26 protein-coding genes and 1 pseudogene are annotated in these 24,975 nt (G+C 70.2%); 10 read left to right on the top strand and 17 right to left on the bottom strand.

From position 1 onward, the window contains the following. The first annotated feature begins 3 nt into the window (after positions 1-3). On the top strand, positions 4-1,089 hold the full coding sequence (locus ACIRVK_RS12075; RefSeq protein ID WP_404245842.1) for an alpha/beta hydrolase: 1,086 nt from the start codon (positions 4-6) through the stop codon (positions 1,087-1,089). Positions 1,090-1,100: 11 nt separating this feature from the next. Then, complete coding sequence (locus ACIRVK_RS12070; protein WP_404245840.1) at positions 1,101-1,832, top strand: lysophospholipid acyltransferase family protein; 732 nt, start codon at positions 1,101-1,103, stop codon at positions 1,830-1,832. Between the two features lie 68 nt (positions 1,833-1,900). Here the strand turns inward: ACIRVK_RS12070 and ACIRVK_RS12065 are convergent, their stop codons facing one another. The 10 genes and pseudogenes from ACIRVK_RS12065 to ACIRVK_RS12020 form a co-directional block, all read right to left on the bottom strand. Next, complete coding sequence (locus ACIRVK_RS12065) at positions 1,901-3,499, bottom strand: alpha/beta hydrolase (RefSeq protein ID WP_404245838.1); 1,599 nt, start codon at positions 3,497-3,499, stop codon at positions 1,901-1,903. Between the two features lie 132 nt (positions 3,500-3,631). Next, positions 3,632-4,390, bottom strand: a complete 759-nt coding sequence (locus ACIRVK_RS12060; RefSeq protein ID WP_404246138.1) for an urease accessory protein UreD — start codon at positions 4,388-4,390, stop codon at positions 3,632-3,634. Then, positions 4,387-5,064, bottom strand: coding sequence for an urease accessory protein UreG (ureG, locus tag ACIRVK_RS12055; protein ID WP_404245836.1), 678 nt, complete (start codon positions 5,062-5,064; stop codon positions 4,387-4,389). Before ureG ends, ACIRVK_RS12060 begins: the two co-directional genes overlap by 4 nt. 245 nt (positions 5,065-5,309) lie before the next feature. Further along, positions 5,310-5,984 carry an urease accessory protein UreF gene (locus tag ACIRVK_RS12050; protein WP_404245834.1) on the bottom strand — a complete coding sequence of 225 codons (675 nt, stop codon included), beginning with the start codon at positions 5,982-5,984 and terminating at the stop codon, positions 5,310-5,312. Between the two features lie 10 nt (positions 5,985-5,994). After that, positions 5,995-7,716 (bottom strand): urease subunit alpha, encoded by a 1,722-nt coding sequence (locus ACIRVK_RS12045; protein ID WP_404245832.1) that lies wholly within the window; start codon positions 7,714-7,716, stop codon positions 5,995-5,997. Then, complete coding sequence (locus tag ACIRVK_RS12040; RefSeq protein ID WP_404245830.1) at positions 7,709-8,020, bottom strand: urease subunit beta; 312 nt, start codon at positions 8,018-8,020, stop codon at positions 7,709-7,711. The genes ACIRVK_RS12045 and ACIRVK_RS12040 overlap by 8 nt, the downstream gene beginning before the upstream one ends. A 12-nt stretch (positions 8,021-8,032) precedes the next feature. Next, positions 8,033-8,335: an urease subunit gamma gene (locus ACIRVK_RS12035; RefSeq protein ID WP_141310265.1), complete on the bottom strand. Its 303-nt coding sequence runs from the start codon at positions 8,333-8,335 to the stop codon at positions 8,033-8,035. Between the two features lie 296 nt (positions 8,336-8,631). Further along, complete coding sequence (locus ACIRVK_RS12030; protein WP_404245828.1) at positions 8,632-8,910, bottom strand: type II toxin-antitoxin system Phd/YefM family antitoxin; 279 nt, start codon at positions 8,908-8,910, stop codon at positions 8,632-8,634. 136 nt (positions 8,911-9,046) lie between these two features. Beyond that, positions 9,047-9,610, bottom strand: a complete 564-nt coding sequence (locus ACIRVK_RS12025; protein WP_404245826.1) for a peptide deformylase — start codon at positions 9,608-9,610, stop codon at positions 9,047-9,049. 320 nt (positions 9,611-9,930) lie between these two features. Then, positions 9,931-10,251: pseudogene (locus tag ACIRVK_RS12020) on the bottom strand (transposase); the annotation flags it as partial. A gap of 780 nt (positions 10,252-11,031) precedes the next feature. Here ACIRVK_RS12020 and ACIRVK_RS12015 point away from each other — a divergent pair. Beyond that, a complete protein-coding gene (locus tag ACIRVK_RS12015; protein ID WP_404245824.1) occupies positions 11,032-11,544 on the top strand; it encodes a flavin reductase family protein in 513 nt (170 codons plus the stop codon). Here the strand turns inward: ACIRVK_RS12015 and ACIRVK_RS12010 are convergent. Next, entirely contained in the window at positions 11,514-12,446 is a 933-nt protein-coding gene (locus tag ACIRVK_RS12010; protein ID WP_404245822.1) for an MBL fold metallo-hydrolase, read from the bottom strand. The genes ACIRVK_RS12015 and ACIRVK_RS12010 overlap by 31 nt on opposite strands. A gap of 210 nt (positions 12,447-12,656) precedes the next feature. Between ACIRVK_RS12010 and ACIRVK_RS12005 the strand changes: the two genes are divergently transcribed. After that, a complete protein-coding gene (locus ACIRVK_RS12005) occupies positions 12,657-13,292 on the top strand; it encodes a DNA-binding response regulator (protein WP_404245820.1) in 636 nt (211 codons plus the stop codon). Between the two features lie 16 nt (positions 13,293-13,308). Here the strand turns inward: ACIRVK_RS12005 and ACIRVK_RS12000 are convergent, their stop codons facing one another. After that, complete coding sequence (locus ACIRVK_RS12000; RefSeq protein ID WP_404245819.1) at positions 13,309-14,469, bottom strand: sensor histidine kinase; 1,161 nt, start codon at positions 14,467-14,469, stop codon at positions 13,309-13,311. A gap of 278 nt (positions 14,470-14,747) precedes the next feature. Between ACIRVK_RS12000 and ACIRVK_RS11995 the strand changes: the two genes are divergently transcribed. Further along, the gene (locus tag ACIRVK_RS11995) at positions 14,748-15,563 is read left to right on the top strand and encodes a BTAD domain-containing putative transcriptional regulator (RefSeq protein ID WP_404245817.1); all 816 of its coding nucleotides are present in this window, start codon (positions 14,748-14,750) and stop codon (positions 15,561-15,563) included. Between the two features lie 23 nt (positions 15,564-15,586). Here the strand turns inward: ACIRVK_RS11995 and ACIRVK_RS11990 are convergent, their stop codons facing one another. Then, entirely contained in the window at positions 15,587-16,015 is a 429-nt protein-coding gene (locus ACIRVK_RS11990) for a nuclear transport factor 2 family protein (protein ID WP_404245815.1), read from the bottom strand. 188 nt (positions 16,016-16,203) lie between these two features. Between ACIRVK_RS11990 and ACIRVK_RS11985 the strand changes: the two genes are divergently transcribed. From ACIRVK_RS11985 to ACIRVK_RS11975, 3 genes are read left to right on the top strand one after another with little or no spacing between them, the layout of a single operon-like run. Continuing rightward, complete coding sequence (locus ACIRVK_RS11985) at positions 16,204-16,989, top strand: SDR family NAD(P)-dependent oxidoreductase (RefSeq protein WP_404245813.1); 786 nt, start codon at positions 16,204-16,206, stop codon at positions 16,987-16,989. Continuing rightward, complete coding sequence (locus tag ACIRVK_RS11980) at positions 16,989-17,738, top strand: SDR family NAD(P)-dependent oxidoreductase (protein ID WP_404245811.1); 750 nt, start codon at positions 16,989-16,991, stop codon at positions 17,736-17,738. The genes ACIRVK_RS11985 and ACIRVK_RS11980 overlap by 1 nt, the downstream gene beginning before the upstream one ends. A 45-nt stretch (positions 17,739-17,783) precedes the next feature. Then, complete coding sequence (locus ACIRVK_RS11975) at positions 17,784-18,848, top strand: LLM class flavin-dependent oxidoreductase (protein ID WP_404245809.1); 1,065 nt, start codon at positions 17,784-17,786, stop codon at positions 18,846-18,848. 34 nt (positions 18,849-18,882) lie between these two features. On the opposite strand, the gene ACIRVK_RS11970 is transcribed toward ACIRVK_RS11975, so the two are convergent. Together ACIRVK_RS11970 and ACIRVK_RS11965 are read right to left on the bottom strand one after the other, a co-directional pair. Next, positions 18,883-19,416 carry a hypothetical protein gene (locus tag ACIRVK_RS11970; protein WP_404245807.1) on the bottom strand — a complete coding sequence of 178 codons (534 nt, stop codon included), beginning with the start codon at positions 19,414-19,416 and terminating at the stop codon, positions 18,883-18,885. Between the two features lie 3 nt (positions 19,417-19,419). Then, entirely contained in the window at positions 19,420-20,259 is an 840-nt protein-coding gene (locus ACIRVK_RS11965; protein ID WP_404245805.1) for a class I SAM-dependent methyltransferase, read from the bottom strand. Between the two features lie 204 nt (positions 20,260-20,463). Between ACIRVK_RS11965 and ACIRVK_RS11960 the strand changes: the two genes are divergently transcribed. Continuing rightward, positions 20,464-21,375: a TIGR03619 family F420-dependent LLM class oxidoreductase gene (locus ACIRVK_RS11960; protein ID WP_404245803.1), complete on the top strand. Its 912-nt coding sequence runs from the start codon at positions 20,464-20,466 to the stop codon at positions 21,373-21,375. Between the two features lie 245 nt (positions 21,376-21,620). On the opposite strand, the gene ACIRVK_RS11955 is transcribed toward ACIRVK_RS11960, so the two are convergent. Continuing rightward, a complete protein-coding gene (locus tag ACIRVK_RS11955) occupies positions 21,621-22,328 on the bottom strand; it encodes a TetR family transcriptional regulator (RefSeq protein ID WP_404245801.1) in 708 nt (235 codons plus the stop codon). 64 nt (positions 22,329-22,392) lie between these two features. Here ACIRVK_RS11955 and ACIRVK_RS11950 point away from each other — a divergent pair, with 64 nt between their 5' ends. Further along, positions 22,393-23,859 (top strand): DHA2 family efflux MFS transporter permease subunit, encoded by a 1,467-nt coding sequence (locus ACIRVK_RS11950; protein ID WP_404245799.1) that lies wholly within the window; start codon positions 22,393-22,395, stop codon positions 23,857-23,859. Positions 23,860-23,946: 87 nt separating this feature from the next. Here ACIRVK_RS11950 and ACIRVK_RS11945 read toward each other — a convergent pair whose 3' ends face one another. Beyond that, positions 23,947-24,975, bottom strand: coding sequence for a methyltransferase (locus tag ACIRVK_RS11945; RefSeq protein ID WP_404245797.1), 1,029 nt, complete (start codon positions 24,973-24,975; stop codon positions 23,947-23,949).

Raw genomic sequence — 24,975 nt, 5'->3', positions numbered from 1 at the left:
GGCATGGCAGACAACGAGAACGTCAACTCCCCGAGCACGGACAGCGGTTCACTCTCTCGCCGACTCGCCCTGCGGGGGCTCGCGGCGGCGGCCGGAGGCGGTGCGCTCGCGACGGGGCTCGGGGCGGGCACCGCGCGGGCGACGGGCGGCGGCGGCAGGCCGGCGGTGCGGACGTACGTCCTGGTGCACGGCACGCACAGCGCTGGTGCCTTCTGGGGTGCGATCGGCAGGGAACTGGCGTTGCGCGGCCACCGGGTCGTCGCGGTGGACCAACCCCTGCACGGGACTGAGAAGTTCATCCCGAAGGCATACCAGACGCAGGACCTGCGGGCGCTCGCCACCGAGCCCTCACCGGTCGCCGCGCTCACCCTGGACGACTACGAACGGCGGGTGACCCGGGCGGTACGGCGGGCCGCGCTGCTCGGCGGTCCGGTGGTGCTGGTCGGGCACAGCATGGGCGGGGTCTCGGTCAGCCGCGTCGCCGACGCCGTGCCCGAACTCCTCGCGCACATCTGCTACATGGCCGCCTTCTGCCCGAGCCGCAGTATGCCGTCGCTGAGCGACTGCGCCTCCTCGCCGGAGGGACAGCAGGCCCTCACCCCTCTGCGACAGGTCGGCGATCCGGGGACGTTGGGCGTGCTGCGTCTCAACTGGCGTACCGGCGACCGCCGTGAGCTCGACCGCTTCAAGGAGATGATCTGCGCCAATTACTCGGACGCCGCGTTCCTGCGGGTGCTCGACGGCATGCAGACCGACGAGTCGATGGCGGCGTACGGGGACCGGGCGGTGGGGCGCGCGGGCACCTGGGGGCGGGTTCCCCGCAGCTACCTGCGCTTCGGCAAGGACCGGACCGTGGCGACGGCCCTGCAGGACCGTATGATCGCCGAAGCCGACGAGCTCACCCCGCACAACCGCTTCCGGGTGTACGACTTCCCCTCTTCCGGCCACCTCGGTCCGGAAGATCCCTCCCGGGTCACGGACCTGCTCCACGGCCTGCCCGTCCGGCGCCTCGCTCCTCTACACTGGCAGCCCCGCAACACGCCGGTTGACCTGCCAGAACACGGCGGCCGAGGCGATCCGCCGGAGTGAGGAGCGACCCCTTGTTCTACTACGTGCTCAAATACGTGTTGCTGGGACCTGTGCTGCGACTGGTCTTCCGGCCCCGCATAGAAGGCCTCGAACACGTTCCGGACTCCGGCCCGGCCATCGTGGCCGGCAACCACCTGTCCTTCTCGGACCACTTCCTGATGCCGGCCATCCTCAAGCGCCGCATCACCTTCCTGGCCAAGAAGGAGTACTTCACGGGGCCCGGCATCAAGGGCCGGCTCACCGCGGCCTTCTTCCGCAGCGCCGGGCAGATCCCGGTCGACCGCACCGGCAAGGAAGCGGGCCAGGCCGCCATCCGCGAGGGCCTCGGGGTCCTCAGGAGGAACGAGCTGCTCGGTATCTACCCCGAGGGCACCCGCTCGCACGACGGGCGCCTCTACAAGGGCAAGGTCGGCGTCGCGGTCATGGCCCTCAGGGCCCAGGTCCCGGTGATTCCCTGCGCGATGATCGGTACCTTCGAGGCGCAGCCGCCCGGCAAGGTCATCCCGAACCTCCACCCCGTCGTCATCCGCTTCGGCAAGCCCCTCGACTTCTCCCGCTACGCCGGCATGGAGAACGAGAAGGCGATCCTGCGGGCCATCACCGACGAGATCATGTACGCGATCCTGAAGCTGTCCGAGCAGGAGTACGTCGACGAGTACGCGGCGGTCGTCAAGGCGCAGCAGGCCGAGGCGGCCGGAGCCGTGGACAAGGAGCGCCGCTTCCCGCGCATGCCGCTGGGATGACGCGGGACGAACGCGAGCAAGGGGCGGCCGGAGTGTTCCGGCCGCCCCTCACTTCGTGCACCTGCCGGTTACGGCTTGGGCGTGGCGTGCGGGGTGCAGGTCACGTCCGCGGCGTCCAGCTTGCCGCTCAGGAGGTAGTCGTCCACCTTCTGGTTGATGCACGGGTTGACCAGGCCGGTCACGCCGTGCGAGCCCGCGTCCTTCTCGGTGATCAGGCGGGAGCCCCGGAAGCGGTGGTGCAGTTCGACGGCGCCCTCGTACGGGGTGGCGGCGTCCCTCGTGGACTGCACGATCAGCACCTGCGGCAGGCCCTTGTGGGTCCTGACGTCCACCGGGGTCCGCTGCTTGACCGGCCAGGTGGCGCACGGCAGGTTCATCCACGCGTTGGCCCAGGTCATGAACGGGTAGTTCTTGTTGAGCTCGGTGTTGTCCTTGTCCCACTTCTTCCAGCTGGTGGGCCACTTGGCGTCGGTGCACTCGACGGCCGTGTAGACGGCGTTGAGGTTCTCCGAGGCGATGTTGCCCGCGGTGTTGGACAGGTCGGGTCCGGCCGCGTCGACGAGCGCCTTGGTGTCGCCGGCGAAGTACTTGCTGAACACCGTCGCGACCGGCACCCACGAGGAGTCGTAGTACGGGGCGCTCTGGAAGAAGGAGATCAGCTCGGCCGGGCCGACGACCCCGCCGATGGGGCTCTTCTTGGCGGTGGCGCGCAGCTGCACCCACTTGGCCTGGACGGCGGCGCGGGTGGTGCCGAGGTGGAAGGCGGCGTCGTTGGCGGCGACCCAGTCCTCCCAGTCCTTCCAGCGGCCCTCGAAGGCGACGTCCTGGTCCAGGTTGGCCTGGTACCAGATCTTCTCCCGGGAGGGGTCGACCACACTGTCCACGATCATGCGGCGGAGGTGGCCGGGGAACATCGTGCCGTAGACGGCGCCGATGTAGGTGCCGTAGGAGACGCCCAGGTAGTTGAGCTTCTTCTCGCCGAGCGCGGCACGGATGACGTCCAGGTCGCGCACGGTGTTCGGCGTGGTCATCTGCGACAGCATCGCCTTGCCGTTGCGCTCGGCGCAGCCCTCGGCGTACTCGCGGGCCAGCTTGCGCTGGGCGAGCTTGTCGGCCTCGCTGTCCGGCACCGGGTCGGCCTTGGGCGCCTTGACGAACTCCTGCGGGTCCTCGCAGGAGATGGCCGCGGAGTGGCCGACGCCGCGCGGGTCGAAGCCCACGAAGTCGTACGCCTTGGCCACGTTGGCCCACACCGGGTTCTTGTTGGTGACGCGGGTCGGGAAGCGCAGTCCGGAGCCACCGGGGCCGCCCGGGTTGTAGACGAGCGCGCCCTGACGGTCCGCCTTCGTCCCGGTGTTGCCGATCCGGTCCACGGCGAGCTTGATCTGCTTGCCGTACGGCTTGGCGTAGTCCACCGGCACGCTGACCCAGCCGCACTGGATGGGCTTGACGAAGCCCCAGCCGGCGGGGCAGTCCTGCCAGTTGATTCCGGCCTTCGCGGCCCGCGCCGCGGCGATCGCGGCTCCCTTGGCCTCGGGGTCCTGGCCGTGCCGGTCGCTCGCGCTGGCGGTTGGCGCCACGACCGCGCCCGCTATGAGCGCCGCCGTGACGAGCACTCCGGCCGAACTGAGCACCGTCGTCCGCCTGTTCGGTCTGATTTCCCTCAAAGCGAGGTCCTCCCCCTACGTCTATTCGATTGACAGAGGGATCCTCCCGGCTGTGAGCTGCCTGAGAACAGGGGGCGTTGACCTTCTTTACCATTCCGATAACCGGGACACCGTGTCCCGCTCAGCGGATACTCAGCCCAGCGCGGCCAGTGCCTCGTCCAGGACCCGCCGCAGCCGCAGCGCGTCCGTGGCCACGGCACTCACCAGCACGGCGGGCCCGGCCAGCGGCATCAGCACGGCACTCTCCCCCAGCACCCGGCCCGTTACCGGCTCCGCCCCGAACTCCGGCCGTACGACGACCAGTTGCCCCACCGCACGATGCCCGCCCAGCACGGCGGGCCCGTCCCAGCCGCCCGGCGCTCCGGGCCCGCAGACAAGCTCCTGATCGAGCACCACCCGCCCCCCGACCCGCACCGACAGCCGGCTGCTCAACCGTCCGGGTCGCTCCCCGAACCGCCCGAGGACCTGCTCCTCCCGCAACACAAGCCGACCGCCGCCCCCCACATCAACCCGCGTGGCGACCCGCAGATCACTCCCGCCGGCACAGATCAACTGCTCGGGCAACCACTCCAGTTCACCACCGTCTGCGACCTTGAGCCGCACGTCGTAACACGCCTCGCCCTTCGCCTGCCCCGGCAGGGCGATGGTGGCGGCGGCCGACCCGACCCGCAGCCGCGCGCCCTCCTCGACGTCCGCCTCCACTGTGAAGTGATCTCCCCCGAGCGGCCCGCTCATCGCCCCGACGAGCATGACCCGGGCCTCGCCGCCGCTGCCCCGGGTCCGCCGCAGCGCCAGCGGCCCCTCCCCCTCCAGCACCGGCAACGACGTAACGCCCCGGCCGTCGGCGCGCGCCGCGATCCGCGCGGTGGCCCGCACCCCGCTCACGATCACGCCGACCACGCGGCAAGCTGCCCCCGCACCCAGGCGGCGACGTCCGCGACGCCCGCCTCACTCCGCAACGACTGGAACACCACGGGCAGTTCGGCCCGCTGCGCCTTGGCGTCGGCGGCCATCCGCTCCAGATCGGACCCGACGTACGGGGCGAGATCGGTCTTGTTGACGACGAGCAGATCAGCGGTGGTGACACCCGGCCCGCCCTTGCGCGGAATGTCATCCCCACCCGCCACGTCGATCACGAAGATCTGCGCGTCCACGAGGCCCTTGGAGAAGGTCGCGGTGAGATTGTCCCCACCGGACTCGACGAGGATGAGTTCCAGCGGGCCGACCTCGTCCTCCAGATCCTCGACCGCTTCGAGGTTGGCGGAGATGTCGTCCCGGATGGCGGTGTGCGGACAGGCCCCCGTCTCCACGGCGGCGATCCGCTCGGGTGGCAGCACGGCCTCCCGCAGCAGGAACTCGGCGTCCTCACGCGTGTAGATGTCATTGGTGACCACGGCAAGGGAGTACTCGTCCCGCAGCACCCGGCACAGAGCGGCCACGGTAGCAGTCTTCCCCGACCCGACGGGCCCCCCGAGCCCGATCCGCAGAGCCCGCCGCACCCCATCGGGCCGGTGAGCGTCGGCACTGACCGCGGAGGAAGCGTCGTGGGAGTGATCGAGATGCATGAAACGGCTCCTTGATTGCGAATTTCAGCCCGCCGGCAAATCCGGTCCGCCCCGCAAAATCAGCCGGTCCGGCACATCCAGCCCGTCTGGGGTCCCCCCTCTGGGGGAGTTTGAGGACGAGGCCCGAAGGGCCGATCGGGGTCCGGGGCAGAGCCCCGGGTCCAGGGGGCAGGCCCGCGGGCGGGGTCGAAGGGGCGGCAGCCCCGGGTGACGGGACGGGTAGGGGCGGCGGGGGCGAAGAAGACCTACGAGGCGAACAACCGCACACCCCACCCTCCATGCACCTCCCCCCCGATCTCGAGCAGCGGCGCCGACGCGGCCGGCAACACATCCACCCCACCCTCGACAACCCCCCGCGCCGCCTCCACCGCCCGCCCGACCACCACATCGAGCTCGGGCGCCACCCGCCCCAACACCCCCGCGGCATCGAACGGATCAAGACTCAGCAACCGCACCGTGGCACTGGCCGCCCCACTCACACTCTCGTACGCCGCACAGTAGGCCGCATCGACGGCCTCCAACCCGGCCGCCCGAGCGGCGAGCCCCAGCACCACCGGCTGATGCGCCCCCTTCGGAAACCGCCGTGCCACGGCATCGAGTTCGTCCGACGGCCACGTGGCCCGCGCGGCCCGCATCAACTGCCGCCCCAGTTTCCGCGCGGCCACCCGCAACGCCGGCGACGGCGTCCGCGCGTCCGCGGCCGCGTCCAGCTCCCCCGGCTCCACGCCGAGTACGGCGGCAGCGGCCACCGACGCGGCGACCAGCCCCGCCGTGTGCAGTCGCCCCCGGCAGAACTCCTCCAGGCTCGCGGCGCCCGTGATCCGCCCCGCCTTCACGGCCGCCTCGGCCCCGCCGGAGTGCGCGTGCCCTCCGGCGGGGAACCGCCCGTCGGCCAGGACAAGAAGTGCAGCCCTCGACATCACGACACCATCAGAAGAGGAAGTACCGCTGGGCCATGGGCAGTTCGGTGGCAGGAGTCGCCTCGACGAGCTCTCCGTCGATGTGCACGGCGAAGCTGTCGGGATCGACGCGCACCCGCGGCCGCGCGTCGTTCTCACGCATGTCCGCCTTGGTCACCCCCCGCGTCGACTCGATGGCGACGAACCGCTTGCCCAGCTGCAACCGCTCCGGCAACCCGTCCTCGATGGCCAACGGGGCGACGAAGTTGAAGGAGTTGGCGGCGGGCGCCCGCCCGATCGCGCCGTACATCGGCCGGGGCAGGATCGGCTGGGGCGTCGGGATGGAGGCGTTGGCGTCGCCCATCTGCGCGTAGGCGATCTGCCCGCCCTTGACGACGAGATGAGGCTTGACGCCGAAGAAGGCGGGCTCCCACAGCACCAGGTCGGCGAGCTTCCCGCTCTCCACGGAGCCGATCTCCCGGGCCAGTCCCTGGGCGAGTGCGGGATTGATCGTGTACTTGGCGACATAGCGCCGTACCCGGTGGTTGTCCGCCCGCCCGTCGCCGGGCAGCGCGCCCCGGCGCCGCTTCATCACGTGCGCCGTCTGCCAGGTGCGCAGGACGACCTCGCCCACCCGGCCCATGGCCTGGGAGTCGGAGGAGATGATCGAGATGGCGCCCAGGTCGTGCAGGATGTCCTCGGCGCCGATGGTCGAGGGCCGGATGCGGGACTCGGCGAAGGCCAGGTCCTCCGGCACCGCCGGGTTGAGGTGGTGGCAGACCATCAGCATGTCGAGGTGTTCCTCGGCGGTGTTGACGGTGTAGGGCCGGGTCGGGTTGGTCGAGCTCGGCAGCACGTGCGGCTCGGAGACGACGGTCATGATGTCCGGCGCATGCCCGCCGCCGGCGCCCTCGGTGTGGTACGCGTGGATACCGCGACCGTTGATCGCGGCGAGGGTGTCGCCGACGAACCCGGCCTCGTTGAGCGTGTCCGTGTGGATGGCGACCTGGATGCCGGTCCGGTCCGCCACGGTCAGCGAGGCCTCGATGACGGCCGGGGTCGAACCCCAGTCCTCGTGCAGCTTCAGGCCCAGCGCGCCGCCCCGGATCTGCGACAGCATCGCCTCGTGCGAGACGGTGTTGCCCTTGCCCAGGAAGCCGATGTTGAGCGGGTACTGCTCCATCGCCTCCAGCATCCGCGCGAGATGCCAGGGCCCCGGGGTGACGGTCGTCGCCTTCGAGCCCTCGGCCGGACCGGTGCCGCCGCCGACCAGGGTCGTGATGCCGGCGGAGAGCGCCTCGTCGGCGATCTGCGGGCAGATGAAGTGGACGTGCGCGTCGACCGCGCCCGCCGTCAGGATCCGCCCGTTGCCGGCGATGACCTCGGTCTCCGGGCCGATCACCAGGTCGGGGTGGACCCCGTCCATGGTGTCGGGGTTGCCGGCCTTGCCGATCCCGGTGATCCGGCCGTCGCGGATGCCGACGTCGGCCTTGACGATCCCCCAGTGGTCGACGATCACCGCACCCGTGATGACCGTGTCCGGCGTTCCCTCCGCGCGGGTGGCACGCGACTGGCCCATGGACTCCCGGATGACCTTGCCGCCGCCGAACACGGCCTCCTCACCGGCGAGCCCGGGTCCGCCGGAGCGGTCCTCCTCGACCTCGATGATCAGGTCGGTGTCGGCGAGCCGGATGCGGTCGCCGGTGGTCGGGCCGAACAGGTCGGCGTACGCGGCGCGCGAGATCTCAGGCATCGAGGGCACCTCCGGTCTGGCCGCGCAGGCCCGGCACCACACGGGCGCCGCTGATCGGGACGAGTTCGACGTCGACGGGGATGCCCGGTTCGAAGCGTACGGCCGTACCGGCGGCGATGTTGAGCCGCTTGCCGTGCGCGGCGGCGCGGTCGAAGTCCAGGCCGGGATTGGCCTCGGCGAAGTGGTAGTGGGAGCCGACCTGGACGGGCCGGTCGGCGGCGTTGAGGACGGTCAGCCGGGTGACCTCGCGGCCCTCGTTGTAGACGATCGGGTCCTCGGCGAAGAGGATCTCTCCGGGAATCACGGCGCTCTCCCGTCAGACGATCGGGTCGTGGACGGTGACGAGCTTGGTGCCGTCCGGGAAGGTCGCCTCGACCTGGACGTCGTGGATCATCTCGGGGATGCCCTCCATGACGTCGTCCCTGGTCAGGAGCTTGCGTCCGGAGGCCATGAGCTCGGCGACACTGCGGCCGTCACGCGCGCCCTCGAGGATGTGCGACGTGATGAGCGCGACCGCCTCGGGGTGGTTGAGCTTCAGCCCGCGGGCCCGGCGCTTCTCGGCGACGTCGGCCGCCACGTGGATGAGCAGCCTCTCTTGCTCGTGCGGGGTCAGTTGCACGTCCCACCTCACAGTCCTCGCTCCGGGCCCGTGCGGGATCCGGTTGCCGCAGCCACGGGGCAAAGTCCCTGGTGGCGTGGACCCGCAGGCTAGTTGGGCCGCGTTTCGAACAAGTTAACCGATCCGTGATCCAAGCACGCGCCGAAACCGGCGGCCGTGGCTCCCGCCGGGTACCGGCACAGAGCCACAGCGCGGACGCAGGGCGGTCTGTCCGACGGGCAGCCGTCGATGGCGCTCAGCCCCCGCCAGGGCACGCGCGGCCGGCGGCCGGGCCGTCGCGCAGGCCCCGGCGCCTCTCAGGACGGATTCGGCCCCCGGTGTTCCGCCGCGATGCCGAACCGCCGGTGCTCGCGGGGAGCGGAGGCGACCTCGCGCACGGCGCTGACGGCGCTGATCACCTGCTCCTCGGCCGGCTGGTCGAGCGCGTCGAGTCGCTCCAGGTCGGCGGCGGAGACGAGGGCGACGAGGGGCTTGCCGTGCCGCGTCACGACGACCCGCTCACCGCCGTACACCACCCGGTTGATCAGGTCGGCGAGCTCAGCCCTGGCTTGCGTCACCGGAATCTCGTAGGCCATGCCCCTAGCTTACGGGTCGTCCGTGACGTCCATCAGTTCCAGGGAGAGCAGGAAAAGGCCAGGTCAGAGGCTTCGTGACCGTCGTCTCACACAAGGTCTGTGAGATATGCGTGAGACGACGGCAACCGTCGATGGCCTACTCCCCCGACGCCCCGTACTGCCAGCTGCTGCCGGTGCCGCGGTACTCCGACACCGGGATCGGCTCGACACCCTCCCGCATCCGCAAGCGATACAGCAGCCCGTGGAGATGGTCGACTTCGTGGGCGACGAGCCGGGCCATGCCCCGCTCGAAGATGGTGATGCGCTGCTGGCCGTCAACGTCGGTGTGCTCGACGCTGATGGCGAGCGGGCGCGGCACCATGCCGCGGACGTCGAAAAAGCTGAGGCAGCCCTCGTACTGCTCGTCGGTGTCGCTGGACTCCTCGACGATCCGCGGGTTGAAGAGGGTCACCATCTCGCCGTCGGGCGAGCGGACGATGGCCGCGGCCCGGTCGATGCCGATCTGCGGCGCCGCCATCCCCATGCCCTTGCCGAACACGTGGACGCTTGAGGCCCGCTCGCACGCGGAGACCAGCTCGGCGACGACCCGGCGGGCATCCTCGGCCTCATCGGGCAGCGTGAACGGGCGGGCCCTCTTCAGCAGGATCGGGTCGCCCTCTTGGACGACGCCGACGGCGCGCATCCTCTCGCTGGCGGTCACGGCGGTCTCCATCGGCTGCGGGGTCTCCTCGCGGTCTGGGCGTGCACGGAACTTCCATTCGAGCCGGTAGTGGGCGTGCAGGGGTGGATCTTCGGTTGACCACGCAAAGACGCTGCGTCCGTCCTCCTGCGTCTGACGTATGGCGGTTCGGAACGGCAGCGCTACGGCGGTCAGGGTGGTCTCGGTTCCCCACACCTGGGGTTCGAGGTCGGCGGGGAAGTCGAGGCGCACGGACAGCCGGTGGGTGGGCAGGCGTACTGCCCGTTGAAACCAGGGCCCCACTCCTCATCGCTGACCGTGTAGCTGCACTGCAGCCAGGCGGACTCGTCGGACAGGTCCAGGCCGATCAAGCGGTCGTACGCCTGCAGCGCGAGAGCATGTACAGCTTCGGAAATCCCTTGCTCAGCCCACTCCTTGACGCGTCGGCGGATGGTGCGATCGGAGCAACCGGGGGTGGAGATGCGCTCGTAGCCCGAGCCGTGGACCAGCGCGAGTACCACATGCTCGAATACCGTCCGATCGGGGATCCTGCGGCGATAGCAGCCGAGTGGGCGGCTCGCGGCGAACTCCGTACGGACGGGCAGCAGAGCGGCGAATTGGTCCCAGAGGGGTTCGATCAGGCACGACGGCAGCGCGGGCACGGCTGTCCTTCGGGGTCACAGAACGTAGAGAGACTCCATGATCACGTAGGGCCGTGCCCGTTGCTGCCCGACCCGAACTGCTACTCAAGGCCACCTCCACACGTGGCGGCTGAACCGACGTCATCACCCACGCGATCGACAGGACGGCTTTCTCGCGTGGCACGCTTCCACCCGGCACGGCGGCTCCACACCCTGCCGAACCCCGGCTGACCAGCAATCGGCGTGCCCTACTCGGCCACCTACGTGTTCCACGCGCCGACCAGCTGACCGGACGCCGCAGGACAAGTGCGAAGACCAGGCGCCGCCCCGTCCAGTTACCCTGGGGCGGCTCCTCCTGACGCACCGGTGCAGCAAAAGGTGTTGGACGGAGTGTCATGGACTTGGCCCTGCCCCGTAATCGGTGGTTGCGCTCCGCGGTGACCAGGAAGTCCGCTCGTACGGCATCCTGCGCCGCTCCGGATACCGCTTCACGCAGGAGGCGTCCTCGACTCCGAGCCGCCCGGCCAAGTACTCCACGACCTCCCACGGCACCGTGCGCGGGTCCTCACCCAGGAACCGGCGATGTAGCGAACCCTGCAGACCTGCTCAGCTTCGTGGCAGAGCTGCTGGGGCGCCGCCGCCCAGCCTCCACGGAGCCCCTTCCGTGCAGCAAAGGAGTCGCTGGACCCCGCTGCTCCCGGCCTCCAGCGGCGGTCCACCCCGGTTCCAGGACCGGCGGTGAGAGTGGGCGACGTACTCCCAGTCACGTCAGTCGACCGGCCGGAGGCGACAGTGAGCGGCATGCCAGTGGACGCGGCGCGCTTCCGCGAGGTGTTCGGATCCTTCCCGACCGCCATCGCGGTGGTCACGGCGACGGCCGAGGACGGACGTCCCCGTGGGTTCACCTGCAACGCGGTCTCCGCCGTGTCCATCGAGCCGCCGCTGCTCCTCATCTGCGTGGACAAGCGCTCGCAGACGCTGAGCGCGCTCCGCGCCTCACGGTCGTTCGTGGTGAACGTGCTCGCCGAGGGCGGGCAGGACGCCGCACGGGTCTTCGCGGGCCGCTCGGACGACAAGTTCGCGGACGTACGGTGGGTACCGTCGGATGTCAGCGACGGCGCCCCCGTACTACTGGACCTCACCCTCGCGTACGCCGAGTGCGTGGTCGTGCGGGCCGTCGAGGCGGGCGACCACTGGATCTTCATAGGCCGTGTGGACGGCGCCGAGTCCTTCCCCCGTTCTCCCGTCCTGTACCACCAGGGGGCCTTCTCGGTCTGGGAGACTCAGGCGCGACAGGCTGGCAGCCGACCGTGAAACTCGACCATCTCCTGGAACAGCGCGCCGATGTCGAGCGGTTCGCCCGGCGCCACGCCACGCTCTTCCGCGTAGGCCCGGTGCAGATTGGGCACCAGGCGCTCGGAGTCGAGTAGTCCGGCGTACACGCCGAGATCGGTCTGCCGCGCGACATCGAGCGGCGTCAGGCCCGCGGCGAGCCCTTCCCGCGCCAGGTCCTGGATCCACCGCAGGTAGCTTTCCGTGGTGTCGAACACCTCGGGACCGGCGACCGGACCGTGTCCGGTGACCACCGTGCGGGCGCCGAGGGCACGCAGTGTCCCCAGCGCGTCGAGGGTCCCGCTGACCGATCCCATCGGGCAGAAGGGCGTGACTCCCGCCATCACCAGATCACCGGTGACGAGTACCCGCTGCCCGGGCAGCCAGACGACGGTGTCGTTGGTGGTGTGTGCGGGCCCGAGGTGGATCAATTCGGCCAGGATGTCGCCGACGTGGAGGGTGAGCCGGTCCCGGTAGGTGACCTGCGGGAGGGTCAGTTCGAGGTCGCCCCAGTCGACGTCGGGCCACAGCCCAGTCAAGTGCAGTCCGGCTTCCGCCATTTCGGTACGAGACCGCTCATGGCCGACGACCACGGCCTCGGGGAAGACGAAGTTCCCGAACGTGTGATCCCCGTGGAAGTGTGTGTTGACCAGCAGCTGCGGCGGGGTGGGGGAGACATCGAGCAGGGCGGTACGCAGGGCGCGGGCCCGCGCCTCGGTCGCCGCCGTGTCCACGAGCAGCGCCCGGTGCCCGCCGTCGGCCGCGGACCGGTTTCCTTCCCGACCCGTGACGAGCACCGCGTTGTTGAGGCACCAGCCTCCGTCGGGCTGCGCATGGGCGAAGACGCCATCGGCGACCTCGGTGATCGTGGCTGCGGACACCATGCCTCCCGGGGGGTGCGAGGAGCGGACACGAAGCGGTGTCCGATCCTCGTCCGCCCTGGTCGAGCACCGCTCGAAGCACTGCTCCCGGCCCCGGTTCCGTCCGGTTCGGTACGTTCGCTCCAGGTGGTTCGTGAGCGGTGACGTAGATTTCTGTGATGTACGCCATTTCCCTGTGCCGACGACTGAACGACAGCAACGGGAGGAGAACCGGTGATCCGGATCTTGCTGGCCGAGGACATGCACATGGTACGAGGCGCATTGGTGGCACTGCTGGAGCTCGAACCGGACTTCTCTGTCGTCGCGGAGATCGAGGACGGGCGAGGCGTCCTGTCGACCGCCCGGGAGTTACGGCCCGACATAGCCCTGCTCGACATCGGCCTGCCCGGCATCAGCGGGCTGGACGCGGCCCGCGCCCTGCACGAGGAGGTTCCCAACTGCCGGGTGGTCGTCCTCACCGCGCTGGACGCACCGGGCACCGTGCACCGTGCCATCGACGCGCACGTCTGGGGGTTCCTGCCGAAGAACGCGCCACCGGCCGATCTCGCCTCCGCCATCCGGCAGGTGGCCTCCGGCCGGCGGATCATAGACTCCCGGATCCCGGCCACCGCCTGGGAGCCCGAACCGGGCCGGGCACTCCCCCTGCGGAACGGCACTCCGCTCACGCGCCGGGAGACCGATGTCCTGCAGCTCGCCTCGGAAGGCAACAAGGTGTCGGAAATAGCGGGGACCTTGCATCTCTCCCTGGGAACCGTGCGCAACTATCTGACGGCCGTCGTCACCAAGCTCCAGGCGCGCAATCGGCTGGACGCCGTGCGGATCGCCAAGGAAGAGGGCTGGATACGCTGAACGGACGAGCCGTCTCCTAGGGACAGGAGGCGGTGAGCCGGAACCATCCGTCGCCCATGGCGCCGGCCTCGAAGGTGCCGCCGACGGCATCGAGACGGGCCCCGAGATTGTCGAGTCCGGCGCCCGTCGGCTGCATGCCGTGGAACGGGGATTGTGTACGCACTCCGTCGTTGGAGAGCGTGAGAATCATATTTCGGCGCGTACGGGCGACACTTATGCGGCAGTTCTCGCTGTCACTGTGCCGTAATATATTGTTCACGCCCTCACGAAGAACCGTGGCGAGAACGGTCGCCTGATCCTCGCTCAGCGGCTCCCGGTCGATTTCCGAGAGGTCAGCCTGCACCTGCACGGCGATCCCCGCGGCATCGAGCACCCGGCAGGCCGCGGACAACTCGGCTGCCAGGGAAAGGCGACGATATCCGTGGCTGACGCAGCGCAGATCCGACAGGGCCCGACGGGAGATTTCCAGGACCTCGCGCAGCTCCGAACGCGCCTCCTTTTTCCGGTCGTCCAGCAGCCGGTCCACCAACGCACCCTTGAGCGCGATGGCCGAGAGACTGAACCCGAGCAGGTCGTGCAGATCGCGGGCAACCCGCATCCGCTCCTTCTCGACCGCCAGGCGGGCCACCTCGTCGCGCGCCTGCCGCATCTGCGCGTTCGCGGCGGAGACGCGGGTCAGGCCGTACACCATCAGGCCGTTGACGATGCAGGACAGGACACCGATCGCGATCCCCAGCAGGCCCTGGCCCGCCGCCCCCATGAAGCCCCCGGTCACAACGACCGAGGCCAGGAACGCCAGTACGGACCACGGAGGGCGCAGCAGCAGCAGCGCCGATCCGGCCAGGAAACCCGACATACCGCTCCAGGGTAGTCCCAGAACGAACAGCGGACCGTAGGTCAGCAGCGCCTGGAGGCCCAGCGTCAGCCTCCCGTACCTGTTCCGGAACAGCCCGGCCCCCGGCGCACAGTGGACGCCCTGGATCAGCAGTACGGCGGTGAAACTGACCCCGAGCACGGCGACGTCGATCCGCTTCGGGTGACCGGCCAGCAGATTGAGGAATCCAAGTACTGCAATTGAAAGTTGAACAACAAGGACGATGCACACCGGCAGCCAGGCCAGCGGTTCCCGGTTCCGTGCGTCCTCCATACCCCTGCCCTCCCCCGTGAATGTGGTCATGTCCACCATTCCTTACAGGGTGCGGCCTGTCCAAGGGGCGAGGGCGTGACACACCACATTCATATAATGAACGTCACATCCACACAAGTTGGTTGACAGGTTGGGTCAGATCAAGCCGAACATGTCGTCGGCCGGCGCACACAAACGGAGACATGAATTCCTCACGGTGCGGTGTCCGATTCAGACCGTCACTGATGACGGCGTAACTGGGCTGCGCTCACCGCCGGATGCGAGGCTCGGGAAACCGATTGAATCCACAGACCTCCGAAGGACAATTTATGGACATCGAGGTATTGGGACAATTCGCGGTATCCGAGAACGGGCAGTCCATCGTGCCCACGGCGGGAAAGCCCCGTCAGATCCTGGCGCTGCTGGCCCTGCGGGCCGGTCGTGTCGTACCCGTCGCGACCCTGATGGAGGAGCTGTGGGGCGATGACATCCCACGCAGCGCCGCCACGACCCTCCAGACGTACATCCTCCAGTTGCGCAAGCACATGGCCCGGGCTCAGGCGCCGCACTCCGGCCGGTCCCCCAAGGACCTGCTGGCGACCACCCTGGGCGGCTACCGCATCACCGCCCGGCCGGAGTACTGCGACTGGACGGAGTTCCAGAGCCTGGCGGCCCGTGGCAGCACCGCCCTGGCGGCCGGCGACGTGCGCCCCGCATCCGTGTACCTCACCCGCGCCCTGGCGCTGTGGCGAGGTCCCGCGCTGGTCGACGTACCGGTTGGGCGGGTACTTGGCGTGGACGTCATCGGGATGGAGGAGACCCGGATGCAGGTGCAGGAGGACCGTATGGAGGTGGAACTGCGGCTCGGCAGACACTCAGCGCTGTTGGGTGAGCTGCGCACGCTCGTCGCCCAGCACCCGCTGAACGAGAATCTCTGCGCCCAGCTGATGACCGCTCTGTGCCGCTCGGGCAGCCCATGGCGGGCACTCCAGGAGTTCCGGCGGTTGCGCGAACGGCTCCACCGGGAACTGGGCGTGGAACCCTCGCCCCGGCTCCAGCGGCTGCACCAGGCGGTTCTCAGCGGAGCCCCTGAACTCGACGGCGGGGAGCCGTTCGTACCGCTGGTGCCGGGGCCCAGCCATTGAGCCGGCCGTCCCGGGCCGCGGGTTCAGAACATCTGGTCGTGGGTGATCCGCCGGGAGCGGGTGAGGATGCCCTCCTCGGTGCATTCGAGGATGTCGTGCACCACGCAGCTGGGCGCGATCTCCGGCTTGCTGCCGGGGCGGACCGTGACCACCAGGGCGTACACGGTGGAGAGCACGATGCCGTCGGGCTGCGGGGTCAGCGCGATGTGGTTGAACCAGTGCCGCCGCTGCACCGGGTCGTTCTCGAACCGCCGCTGGAAGGCGATGAGTTCGGCGACGATGCCGGGCCGGGTGACGGCCGGCTCGACGCCCGGGGAGTGCTGGAAGACGCCGTCCTCGGTGAACGTGCGGGCGTAGTCCTCGAACCGGCCCGCGTCGAGGGCCTGCATTTGGTGGGCGTAGAAGTGCTGGACCTGTGCGTAGAGGTCGGTGCGGACAAGGGCCTCGGTCATCGGCTCTCCTCAGGAACGGCGCGGACGGGACGCAACGCACGGGCAGCCTGGCCGCCCCGCCTCGAAGCGGGCTCGAGGACCGACCGGGCCTGCCCTGCTCCATCCGTCTTCCACCTGTGCTCGAGCGAGCCGCCGCAGGCTCGCTGCCCCGGAAGACCGGCACAACGACGAAAGCGACGGGAGACCGCATGAGCGGGACAGTCAGGCCCCTGGCCCTCGTGACCGGCGCCACCAGCGGGATCGGAAGGGAGGTGGCGCAGCGGCTGGCCGCCCGGGGCGCCCGGGTCCATGTCTCGGCCCGTGGCGAAGAGGCGCTCACCTCGACCGTCAAGGAACTGCGGGACAAGGGGTACGAGGCGGACGGGGCGGTGTGCGACGTCTCGGACGCCGCGCAGATCAAGGAGTACGTAAGGAACACGGCCGAGCGCTTCGGCCCGGTATCCGTGCTGGTCAACAACGCCGGCCGCAGCGGCGGCGGGGCGACCGCCGAGATCCCGGACGAGTTGTGGCTCGACGTCATCAACACCAACCTCACCAGCGTGTTCCTGATGACCAAGGAGGTGCTCACCACCGGGGGGATGCTCGCGGCCGGCAGCGGCCGGATCGTCAACATCGCCTCGACGGGCGGCAAACAGGGCGTGGTGCACGCATCACCGTACTCGGCGTCCAAGCACGGCGTGGTGGGGTTCACCAAGGCGCTGGGTCTGGAACTGGCCAGGACCGGCATCACGGTCAACGCGGTGTGCCCCGGCTTCGTCGAGACGCCCATGGCCGAGCGGGTCAGGGAACACTACGCGGGCATCTGGGGGGTGAGCGAGCAGGAGGCGCACGACCGGATCACCACGCGCGTGCCGCTCGGGCGTTATGTTGAGACCCGCGAAGTTGCCGCGATGGTCGAGTATCTGGTCGGCGACGACGCCGCTGCGGTGACCGCACAGGCGCTCAACGTCTGTGGCGGGCTGGGGAATTACTGATGGCGGCGGGGGAACGCACCGCGCCGGTCGCCCTGGTGACCGGGTCCTCGTCCGGGATCGGAGCGGCCGTCGCCCGGCGGCTGGCCGAGGCACGGTTCCGGATCGTGGTCAACTCCGTGCGGTCGGTGGAGGACGGCGAGAAGCTCGCCGCGTCACTGCCCGACGCCGTGTACCTGCGGGCCGATGTCTCGGTGGAGGCGGAGGCCGGGCAGCTGGTGGCCGACGCAGTGGAGCATTTCGGGCGACTCGACCTGCTGGTCAACAGCGCCGGGCGGACCCGGACGATCCCGCACACCGATCTGGCGGCGGCGACTCCCGAGGTCTGGCGGGAGATCCTCGCGCTGAACGTGATCGGCACCTGGCAGACCACGGTGGCCGCGATGCCGCACCTGATGGCGTCGGGTAGCGGCGCGGTGGTGAACATCTCGTCCATCGCCGGCAGCCGGCCGGCCGGCAGTTCCGTTCCGTACGCCGTGAGCAAGGCGGCGATCGAGCACATGACCAGGCTGCTGGCCGCCGCGGTGGGCCCGCGCGTCCGGGTCAACGCGGTGGCCCCCGGGCTCGTCGAGACCCCGTGGATCCGGGACAGCCCGTTCTTCGCTCCGATCGCGCAGAAGGTCCGCGAGAGCACGCCGCTGCGCCGTGTAGGGCTGCCCGAGGACGTCGCGGAGGCCGTGCTCGGCTTGGCCGGCGCGGCCTATACGACCGGCCAGGTGCTGTTGGTGGACGGCGGCGCCCACCTCATCTGACATGCCGTACGAGCGGCGGTCCGGCCGCCGAGTTGGGGAGACGACGTGCGACTTGCGGCGAATCTGGTGTACCAGGGTGCGGCCGAACTAGCCCGTACCGCCGAAGAGTTGGGCTACGACGTGGTGCTCGCGCCCGAGGGCTACCTCTCGGACGCGGTCAGCGTGCTGGGTCTTGCGGCCGGGGCGACCGAACGCATCGGTCTCGCCTCGGGGGTGATGCAGATCCCGGCCCGCGCCCCGGGGATGGCGGCGCTCACCGCCGCCACGCTGGACGCGCTGAGCGGCGGCCGGTTCCGGCTGGGGCTCGGGGTGTCCAATCCGGACGTGTCGCAGGGCTGGTACGGGGTGCCCTTCGACCGGCCGCTGGCCAGGACCAGGGAGTACGTGGACATCGTCCGCCAGGCGCTGACCGGCCGGCCGGTCACGTACGCGGGCGAGCACTTCCGGCTGCCCGCCGCGGGGGCCGACCGGGACGCCGCCCCGCTGCTGCTGGTCACCGAGCGGGTACGGGAGGGGATTCCGGTCTATCTGGCGGCAGTGGGGCCCCGTGCCCTGCGGCTGGCCGGCGAGATCGCGGACGGCTGGATCGGGGTCTTCACCTCGCCCGAGGCCGTCGGCGACGCGGTGGCGGAGATCCGCAAGGGACGTAGCGCGGCCGGGCTCGGCATGGCCGGATTCGATGTGCTGCCGAGCCTGCCGACGTCGGTCGCCGACGACGTGGAGTCGGCTGTCGACGCCCTGCGCGGCAAGTACGTGGATCTGCTCGGCATCGGCGACGCGGAGCACAACGTCTACTGTGCGATGGCCCGGCGGATGGGATACGGGCGCGAGGCCGCCAACTTGCGGGAACGGCTGGCCGCCGGTGACCGGGCGGGCGCGGGAGCCGCGTTGCCCGTCGGCTTCATCGACCGTACGGCCCTGGTGGGGCCGGTTCCCCGGCTCGCCGACCGGATGGCCGAGTACGCCGAGGCCGGTGTTACCACGCTGGGGGTGATGGTCTCGGCGGCGGCCACCACTCTGGAGGGCCGGGTAGGAATCCTCCGGGCGGCGGCCGACGCGCTCGAACTCGCGGGTGTGGCGGACGCGGAGGCCCACCTGCTGCGGCAGTGACCGCCCCGGGCACGCGTGGGCCCGGAGCGGCCGGTCAGGTCGCGGGAAGGGTCCGGGACAGCGCCCGATGCGGGTGCACGTGGCCGACCACGGTGCCTTCCCTGGCGTCCCGCTCCCGCGACCACCGGTAACTCCACGCCGGGTCGCTGAAGTCCCCGCCGGCGAGGCCGCTTTCGACCGGCCCGGTACCGTCGGCGCACAGGGTCCAGCGGAGCGTGGGCAACGTGAACGGCGTGCCGGGTACGAGCGGCCCCGGCACGCGCAGCACGAGCCGGCTCCCGCCGCGCGGCTCGGTGTACGCGGCCTCGCCGCCCGCCAGGGTGTGGGAGACGTCCCGGGCGTGCCCCGGCACCCGGAAGGACAGGGCGATGTCGTGGACGGCGCTGCTGATCCTCGGGTTGAAAGTGAGGGGGTCGGGGGCGAGGACGATTTCGAACTCCTCGCCGACCGCGACCGTGCCGGGCGCGGTGACCGTGAACCCCAGGGTGTACGGGATGGTGTGGTCGTCGCCGTCGGGTTCGGTGTGCACCCGGCAGACGAGAGCGAGTGGACAGCGGGTGGTGCCCACCGCTCAGTCCTCCCGTACGGCGCTGGCGAGACCGCTCGGCTTGGCGCCCGTCTCGGCGGCCAGCGCGGCACCGCGCCCGTACCGTGCGGCCAGCGCGCCCACGGTGGGGGCGTCGCCGATCCGCCAGCCGTGACCGCGCAGCCAGCCCGCCGGGTCGTCGAGCGTGGACCTCCAGGTCGCGCCGATGCCGTCGAGGGTGTCCGACATCGCGGCCAGCCGTTTCCGCTTGGTCGACGAGTCGATGTGGTCCATGGCGAGTTCGCTGCCGGGCGCCGACAACCTCCCCACGGTGTCGAGAAGTTCGTCGTTCTCGGTCTCTTCCAGGTAGGGGAGCAGTCCTTCGACCAGCCAGGCGGTCGGCTGCCCCGCCTCGAAGCCGGCCTCGGCCAGCGCACCCGGCCAGTCCTCCCGCAGGTCGACGGGGACCACGGTCCGCCGGCAGGCGGGCCGCGCCCGGCGCCCGGACAGCACCTGCTCCTTGAACGCGAGCAGTTCCGGCAGGTCCGCCTCGAACAGGCGCGTCCCGTCGGGCCAGTTCAGCCGGAATGCCCGGGTGTCCAGGCCGGCCGCGAGGATCACCACCTGCCGGCAGCCCCGACGGGCCGCGGTGTCCAGGTAGTCGTCGAAGAACCGGGTGCGGACCGCGACGTACCCGGAGAAGTCCTTCATGCCGTCGACGGCACTGCCGCCCACGGCGTCCACGAACGCCTGTGCGTAGGGATCCCGGAAGAGCGGCTCTTCCCGGTCGCTCTCCGCGGCCCGCCCTGCGGCGATGCCGACCGCCGTGAGACTGACCCCGGTGGGCAGTCGGGTCGCCGTGCCGAACTCACCGTGCTGATTCATCCCCTGCTCCCTCCGTAGCGGCGCTCAGGATCACCGGAGCCGCTGGAGCAGGGCTCGCGAGGCACTGGAATCCGGTCCAGCGCCGGAAATCCGGCCAAGTGCGGGAAATCTAGTCGCCCTCCAGGGAGAGCTGAGAGTATCGATCGGGCCATGTGAAGACGTCCGTCACCAGCGGCGTCCGACATCAGCACGGAGGATTCTCGCGTGACCATCCCTGAGCACACTCCCGACCGCCGGTTACGGATCGGGGGCGACCTTCCGTACTTCGCCACCCACACCGAACTGCGCGACTACGTCCAGGCATTCGAGGAGATGGGCTACGACCATCTCGGCTTCGGCGAGCATGTCCTGCCGGCCCGTGCGCCGAACTGGCCGTCGAGCATCTCCCCGTGCGAGCCGTGGCACGAGGCGTTCACCCGGGCCGCGTTCGTGGCCGCCCTCACCTCCCGGGTCGAGATCGCCGCGTCGGTACTGTTGCCGCTGCGCTCCGCAGGGCTCGCGGCCAAGCAGGCGGCGGAGATCGACCTGTTCTCGGAGGGTCGGCTGCGGCTGTCCGTGAGCGTGGGCTGGAACCGCGAGGAGGTCGCCGCGTTCGGCGTCGACCCAGCGACCCGTGGCCGGCTCATCGAGGAGCAGGTAGAGGTGATGCGGCTGCTGTGGACCGAGCCGTTCGTCAACTACCGCGGCAAGCTGATACAGCTGGAGGAGGTGGCCGTCAATCCGCGTCCGGTGCGGCCGGTGCCCGTGTGGATGGGCGGCGGTGACTTCGAGGGCGGCGGGGTGCCGCGACCGGTGGTGCTGGACCGGATGGCGCGGATCGCCGACGGCTACAAGATGTTCGGCCCGCTGATGCGCAACGTCGACGCCGGTCTCGATGTGGTCCGCCGGCTGCGCGCCTTGGTGGCGAAGCACGGCCGGAACGTGGACGACTTCGGCATCGAGGCCCGCATTCCGCTCCAGTTGGTGCCGGAGGAGGAGTGGGTCCCCAGGCTGGAGACCTGGCGGCGGGCGGGAGCGTCGCACATCACCCTGTCGAACCGCCGGGGAGCCGGTGGCGCGGACGCCGAGATCGCCCGCCTGGCCCGCTTCCGCGAACTGACCGACGGGCTGTACTGACCTCTCCGCGGGACAGCGGGAAGCACGCCGAGCGACCCACGGCCGTGCACACGCGGACCGCCGGCATGATGGCCGCGAAGCGGCCGGACGAGTCAGCGCGTCCCGGTGGTCACGGGCACGGCGGTCGCGAGATGCGCCGACGGTCGGCAATGGCTTGCTGCGGCCCGTGAGTTGTTCGCCCGCCCGAGCCGCACACGACGAGTCCCCGCACCCCTCGGGGCGCGGGGACCATGGTTCGCCGCGTGTCAGGCGTCGTCGGCGGTCTCGTCGGCTTCGTTCTCGGCGCTCCCTGAGAGATGGCCGATCAGGCGGCGCAGTTGCTCGCCGTACCTCGCCTGGAACTCGGGCGATCGCGGGTCCAGCCCGGATACCTCACGAGCGATCTGGGGCATCACGATCGGCGCCATGATCATGCCCATCAGGGCCAGCCGCAGAAAGCCCGGTTCGAGGTCGTCCGCGATCTCGCCCCGCTCACGGGCCTGCTCCAGCCTGGCCATGTCGGCGCCGATCGCCTCCGACTCCGCCGGGAGCTCCTGGGGCTCGTCCGAGAGCCCGCGCCAGATGGCGAGCCGGGCGGGCCGGGGGTCCAGCAGGCCGCGTTCGAGATAGCGGACCGCGACATCGGCCAGCGGGGCGTTCTCCGCGGCGAAGAGCGCCTCCTTCTCGGCCCAGCTGTGCTGGAGCTCGGTGTAGAGACCGTCCTTGCCGCCGAAGTAGTAGTTGATCAACTGCTTGTTGACGCCTGCTCGTTGGGCGATGTCCTGGGTCCTGGCGCCGGCCAGCCCATGGGCGGCGAACTCGTCGAGGGCCGCGTCGAGCAGCAGCCGTCTGGACCGCTCCGCGTCCCGCTGACGATCCTCGCGCTGCGGCGCCCGGCGCGGCCGGGTCCGCTCCTGGTCCGCGTCCGTCGCCTGTCCACCGCCCACGAGAAAACCGCTGTCGTTGACCGTCATGCGAACACTCTAGCCAATCAACCACTCGATTGACAGTATCATCCAGTCGATTGATTATGGGGGCATGACTACTCACGCCGACGAAAAGCCTGGCCTGGCCCCCGAAGCCAAGCAGGCCGTGCTGGTCGTGCTGCTGGGGGCGATCCTCGTCTTCCTGGACTCGACCGTCGTCAATGTCGCCCTGCGCCATCTGTCCCTCGATTTCCACACCTCGTTAGACCGTGTCCAGTGGGTCGTGACGAGCTATCTGCTGGCTCTTGCGGCCGTGATCCCGCTCTCCGCATGGGCAACGCTGCGGTTCGGCCCCCGTCGGCTCTACGGCTGGTCGCTCGCCGTGTTCACCCTGGCCTCGGCCCTGTGCGGGCTCGCCCCGTCGGCCGGCATGCTGATCGCCTTCAGGGTTCTCCAGGGCGTCGGCGGCGGGATGATGATGCCGGTCGGCCAGACGATCCTCGTGAAGGCCGCCGGGCCCAAGGGGCTGGCCCGGGTGATGAGCGCGATCGGCGTGCCGATGGTGCTCACCCCGGTCTTCGGGCCCACCATCGGCGGGCTGCTGCTGGACCATGCGGGCTGGGAGTGGATCTTCTGGATCAATGTGCCGGTCGGTCTGCTGACCTTGTATCTGACGGCACGGATGCTGCCGCGCGACCAGCTGGCACCGGCCGGGCCACTCGATGTCTGGGGGCTGCTCCTGGTGTCCGCGGGCGCGGTCGGCATGACCTACGGGCTCGCCCAGGCCGGATCGAACGCCTCCCTGCTCACCACGGACGTACTGGGGCCGTTCCTCGCGGGACTCGCCCTCACGGCCGTGTTCGTGGTGTACGCCCTGCGGGCCGCCCACCCCGTGCTCGATCTGCGGCTCTACCGGAACAAGATGTTCAGCGCGGCGTCCTTCGCCACCTTCGCGATGGGCGCGGCAATCTTCGGCGGCATGATCCTGATGCCGCTGTACTACCAGGTGGTCCGCGGTCAGGACGCGGTCGGCGCCGGTATGCTGCTCGCCCCGCAGGGCATCGGCGCGGCCTTCGCCATGTGGCTCTCCGGCCGGCTCTTCGAGAAGATCGGCAGCCTGACCGCGGTCATCGGCGGTGTCGTCTGCGTCGCGGCCACGGTTCCGTTCGTACTCATCTCGGCCGACACCTCGTACTGGCTGCTGGGAGCCGCCATGGTCTTCCGCGGCTTCGGTATCGGCCTGGCCGGCATGCCGGCGATGACGGCGGCGTTCCGCGCGCTCGAACCGGCTCAGATCAACGATGCCTCACCGCAGTTGAACATGCTCCAGAGGATCGGCGGTTCGATGGGCACGGCACTGTTCGTGGTCGTGCTCCAGCAGCATCTCAACAGCGCGGGCGCCCGGGTGTCCGCGCAGGCCTCCGGCTTCGGGACCACCTTCGTGTGGGTGCTGGCCACGTCGGCGCTCGCCACCGTGCCGCCCGTGCTGATGACGGCTCTGGAGCGCCGCGCCAAGGCCGTGGAGGCGGCCGACGGGAACAGGCCCGGCACGGAGGCCGAGACCGCTCCCGCGGGTTGAGCGGACGCCGGGTGGCGGCCCCGGCGGCGGCCACCCGGCGTCCGTACCGTGCGAGGGTCCGTTTCGGGCCCCTGCGCTGGGTCCGTTTCAGGCCCGTGCCTCGAGGAGAGCCTCCGTGCGCGGTCCGTCGCCCTGCCCCGGCAGCCGTACGTCGGTGATCTTCAGCCCGGCCCGGGCGAGCAGGTCGCGGAACTCGTCCACGGTGCGCTCCCGGCCGCCCAGCACCACCAGCATCTGCAGATCGGAGAACTTGCCGGGATGGAAGCCCGGGACATCCGGGATCACCTGGTCGATGATGACGAGACGGGATTCGGGCCCCATCGCGTCCCGGACCCGGCCCAGGATGCGCAGCGCGTCGTCGTCGCCCCAGTCGTGCAGCACCCGGGACAGCACATAGGTGCTGGCCCCTTCGGGCACGCCGTCGAAAAAGCTCCGCCCGACGATCTCCGCCCGGTCCGACACCTTCTGCTCGTGCAGCAGGGCGGCGGCCTCCCCGGCCTCAGCCACCGTCGGCAGGTCCTGGAGGATGCCCCGCAGGCCCGGATGGGCCTTCAGCACATGGGCGAGCAACGTCCCGACGCTGCCGCCCAGATCGACGACCAGCGTGTCCTTCGAGAAGTCGCAGGTGTCGATGACCGGCGGCACCGTGCCGCGCCCGACCATCCTGTGGAACACCTGCCGGGCCTCCTCGTTCCGGTCGAGGAAGTCGAACGCGGACATGTGGTAGATCTCGTCGAACGCGGGCTTCCCGGTGCGCACCGTGTACATGACGTCGGCCCAGGAACGGAAGTTCTCCGCGCCATTGACGATGGTGAACTGGGCCAGCCCCCCGCTGCGGAACGCCTCGCCCGCCGGGGTCAGTTCGAAGACCCGGCCAGGGTGCTCGCGGAACAGGCCGAGCGCCGCGATCGCCCGGCAGAAACGGTAGAGGGCGTCGGCGTGGCTGTCGGTGGCCTCGGCCAGCCGGTCGCTGCTCAGCGGTCCGTCGGCGAGTAGATCCGCAAGCCCCAGGCGGGCGGCGACATACAGGCTCTGGAAGGTCCAGGGGGCACTCCTGAAGACCAGTTGGAACAACTCGTCGGGGCCGAGTGCGGTCGGGTCGTCCGATGGCGGCAT

It is taken from the genome of Streptomyces sp. NPDC101152, assembly GCF_044768275.1.
Taxonomy (GTDB): domain Bacteria; phylum Actinomycetota; class Actinomycetes; order Streptomycetales; family Streptomycetaceae; genus Streptomyces.
The sequence above is the reverse complement of the archived record's forward strand: the minus strand, read 5'-3'. Positions and strand labels throughout refer to the sequence as shown.

What these genes read in the sequence shown, in the direction of transcription:
- ACIRVK_RS12000 (WP_404245819.1), bottom strand. Translation starts at nt 14,469, where the DNA reads ATGACCACATTCACGGGGGAGGGCAGGGGTATGGAGGACGCACGGAAC.
- ACIRVK_RS11990 (WP_404245815.1), bottom strand. Translation starts at nt 16,015, where the DNA reads ATGACCGAGGCCCTTGTCCGCACCGACCTCTACGCACAGGTCCAGCAC.
- ACIRVK_RS12015 (WP_404245824.1), top strand. Translation starts at nt 11,032, where the DNA reads ATGCCAGTGGACGCGGCGCGCTTCCGCGAGGTGTTCGGATCCTTCCCG.
- ACIRVK_RS12030 (WP_404245828.1), bottom strand. Translation starts at nt 8,910, where the DNA reads ATGGCCTACGAGATTCCGGTGACGCAAGCCAGGGCTGAGCTCGCCGAC.
- ACIRVK_RS12010 (WP_404245822.1), bottom strand. Translation starts at nt 12,446, where the DNA reads ATGGTGTCCGCAGCCACGATCACCGAGGTCGCCGATGGCGTCTTCGCC.
- ACIRVK_RS11980 (WP_404245811.1), top strand. Translation starts at nt 16,989, where the DNA reads ATGGCGGCGGGGGAACGCACCGCGCCGGTCGCCCTGGTGACCGGGTCC.
- ACIRVK_RS11945 (WP_404245797.1), bottom strand. Translation starts at nt 24,975, where the DNA reads ATGCCGCCATCGGACGACCCGACCGCACTCGGCCCCGACGAGTTGTTC.
- ureG (WP_404245836.1), bottom strand. Translation starts at nt 5,064, where the DNA reads ATGCATCTCGATCACTCCCACGACGCTTCCTCCGCGGTCAGTGCCGAC.
- ACIRVK_RS11995 (WP_404245817.1), top strand. Translation starts at nt 14,748, where the DNA reads ATGGACATCGAGGTATTGGGACAATTCGCGGTATCCGAGAACGGGCAG.
- ACIRVK_RS12045 (WP_404245832.1), bottom strand. Translation starts at nt 7,716, where the DNA reads ATGCCTGAGATCTCGCGCGCCGCGTACGCCGACCTGTTCGGCCCGACC.
- ACIRVK_RS11965 (WP_404245805.1), bottom strand. Translation starts at nt 20,259, where the DNA reads ATGAATCAGCACGGTGAGTTCGGCACGGCGACCCGACTGCCCACCGGG.
- ACIRVK_RS12050 (WP_404245834.1), bottom strand. Translation starts at nt 5,984, where the DNA reads ATGTCGAGGGCTGCACTTCTTGTCCTGGCCGACGGGCGGTTCCCCGCC.
- ACIRVK_RS11985 (WP_404245813.1), top strand. Translation starts at nt 16,204, where the DNA reads ATGAGCGGGACAGTCAGGCCCCTGGCCCTCGTGACCGGCGCCACCAGC.
- ACIRVK_RS11955 (WP_404245801.1), bottom strand. Translation starts at nt 22,328, where the DNA reads ATGACGGTCAACGACAGCGGTTTTCTCGTGGGCGGTGGACAGGCGACG.
- ACIRVK_RS12075 (WP_404245842.1), top strand. Translation starts at nt 4, where the DNA reads ATGGCAGACAACGAGAACGTCAACTCCCCGAGCACGGACAGCGGTTCA.
- ACIRVK_RS11950 (WP_404245799.1), top strand. Translation starts at nt 22,393, where the DNA reads ATGACTACTCACGCCGACGAAAAGCCTGGCCTGGCCCCCGAAGCCAAG.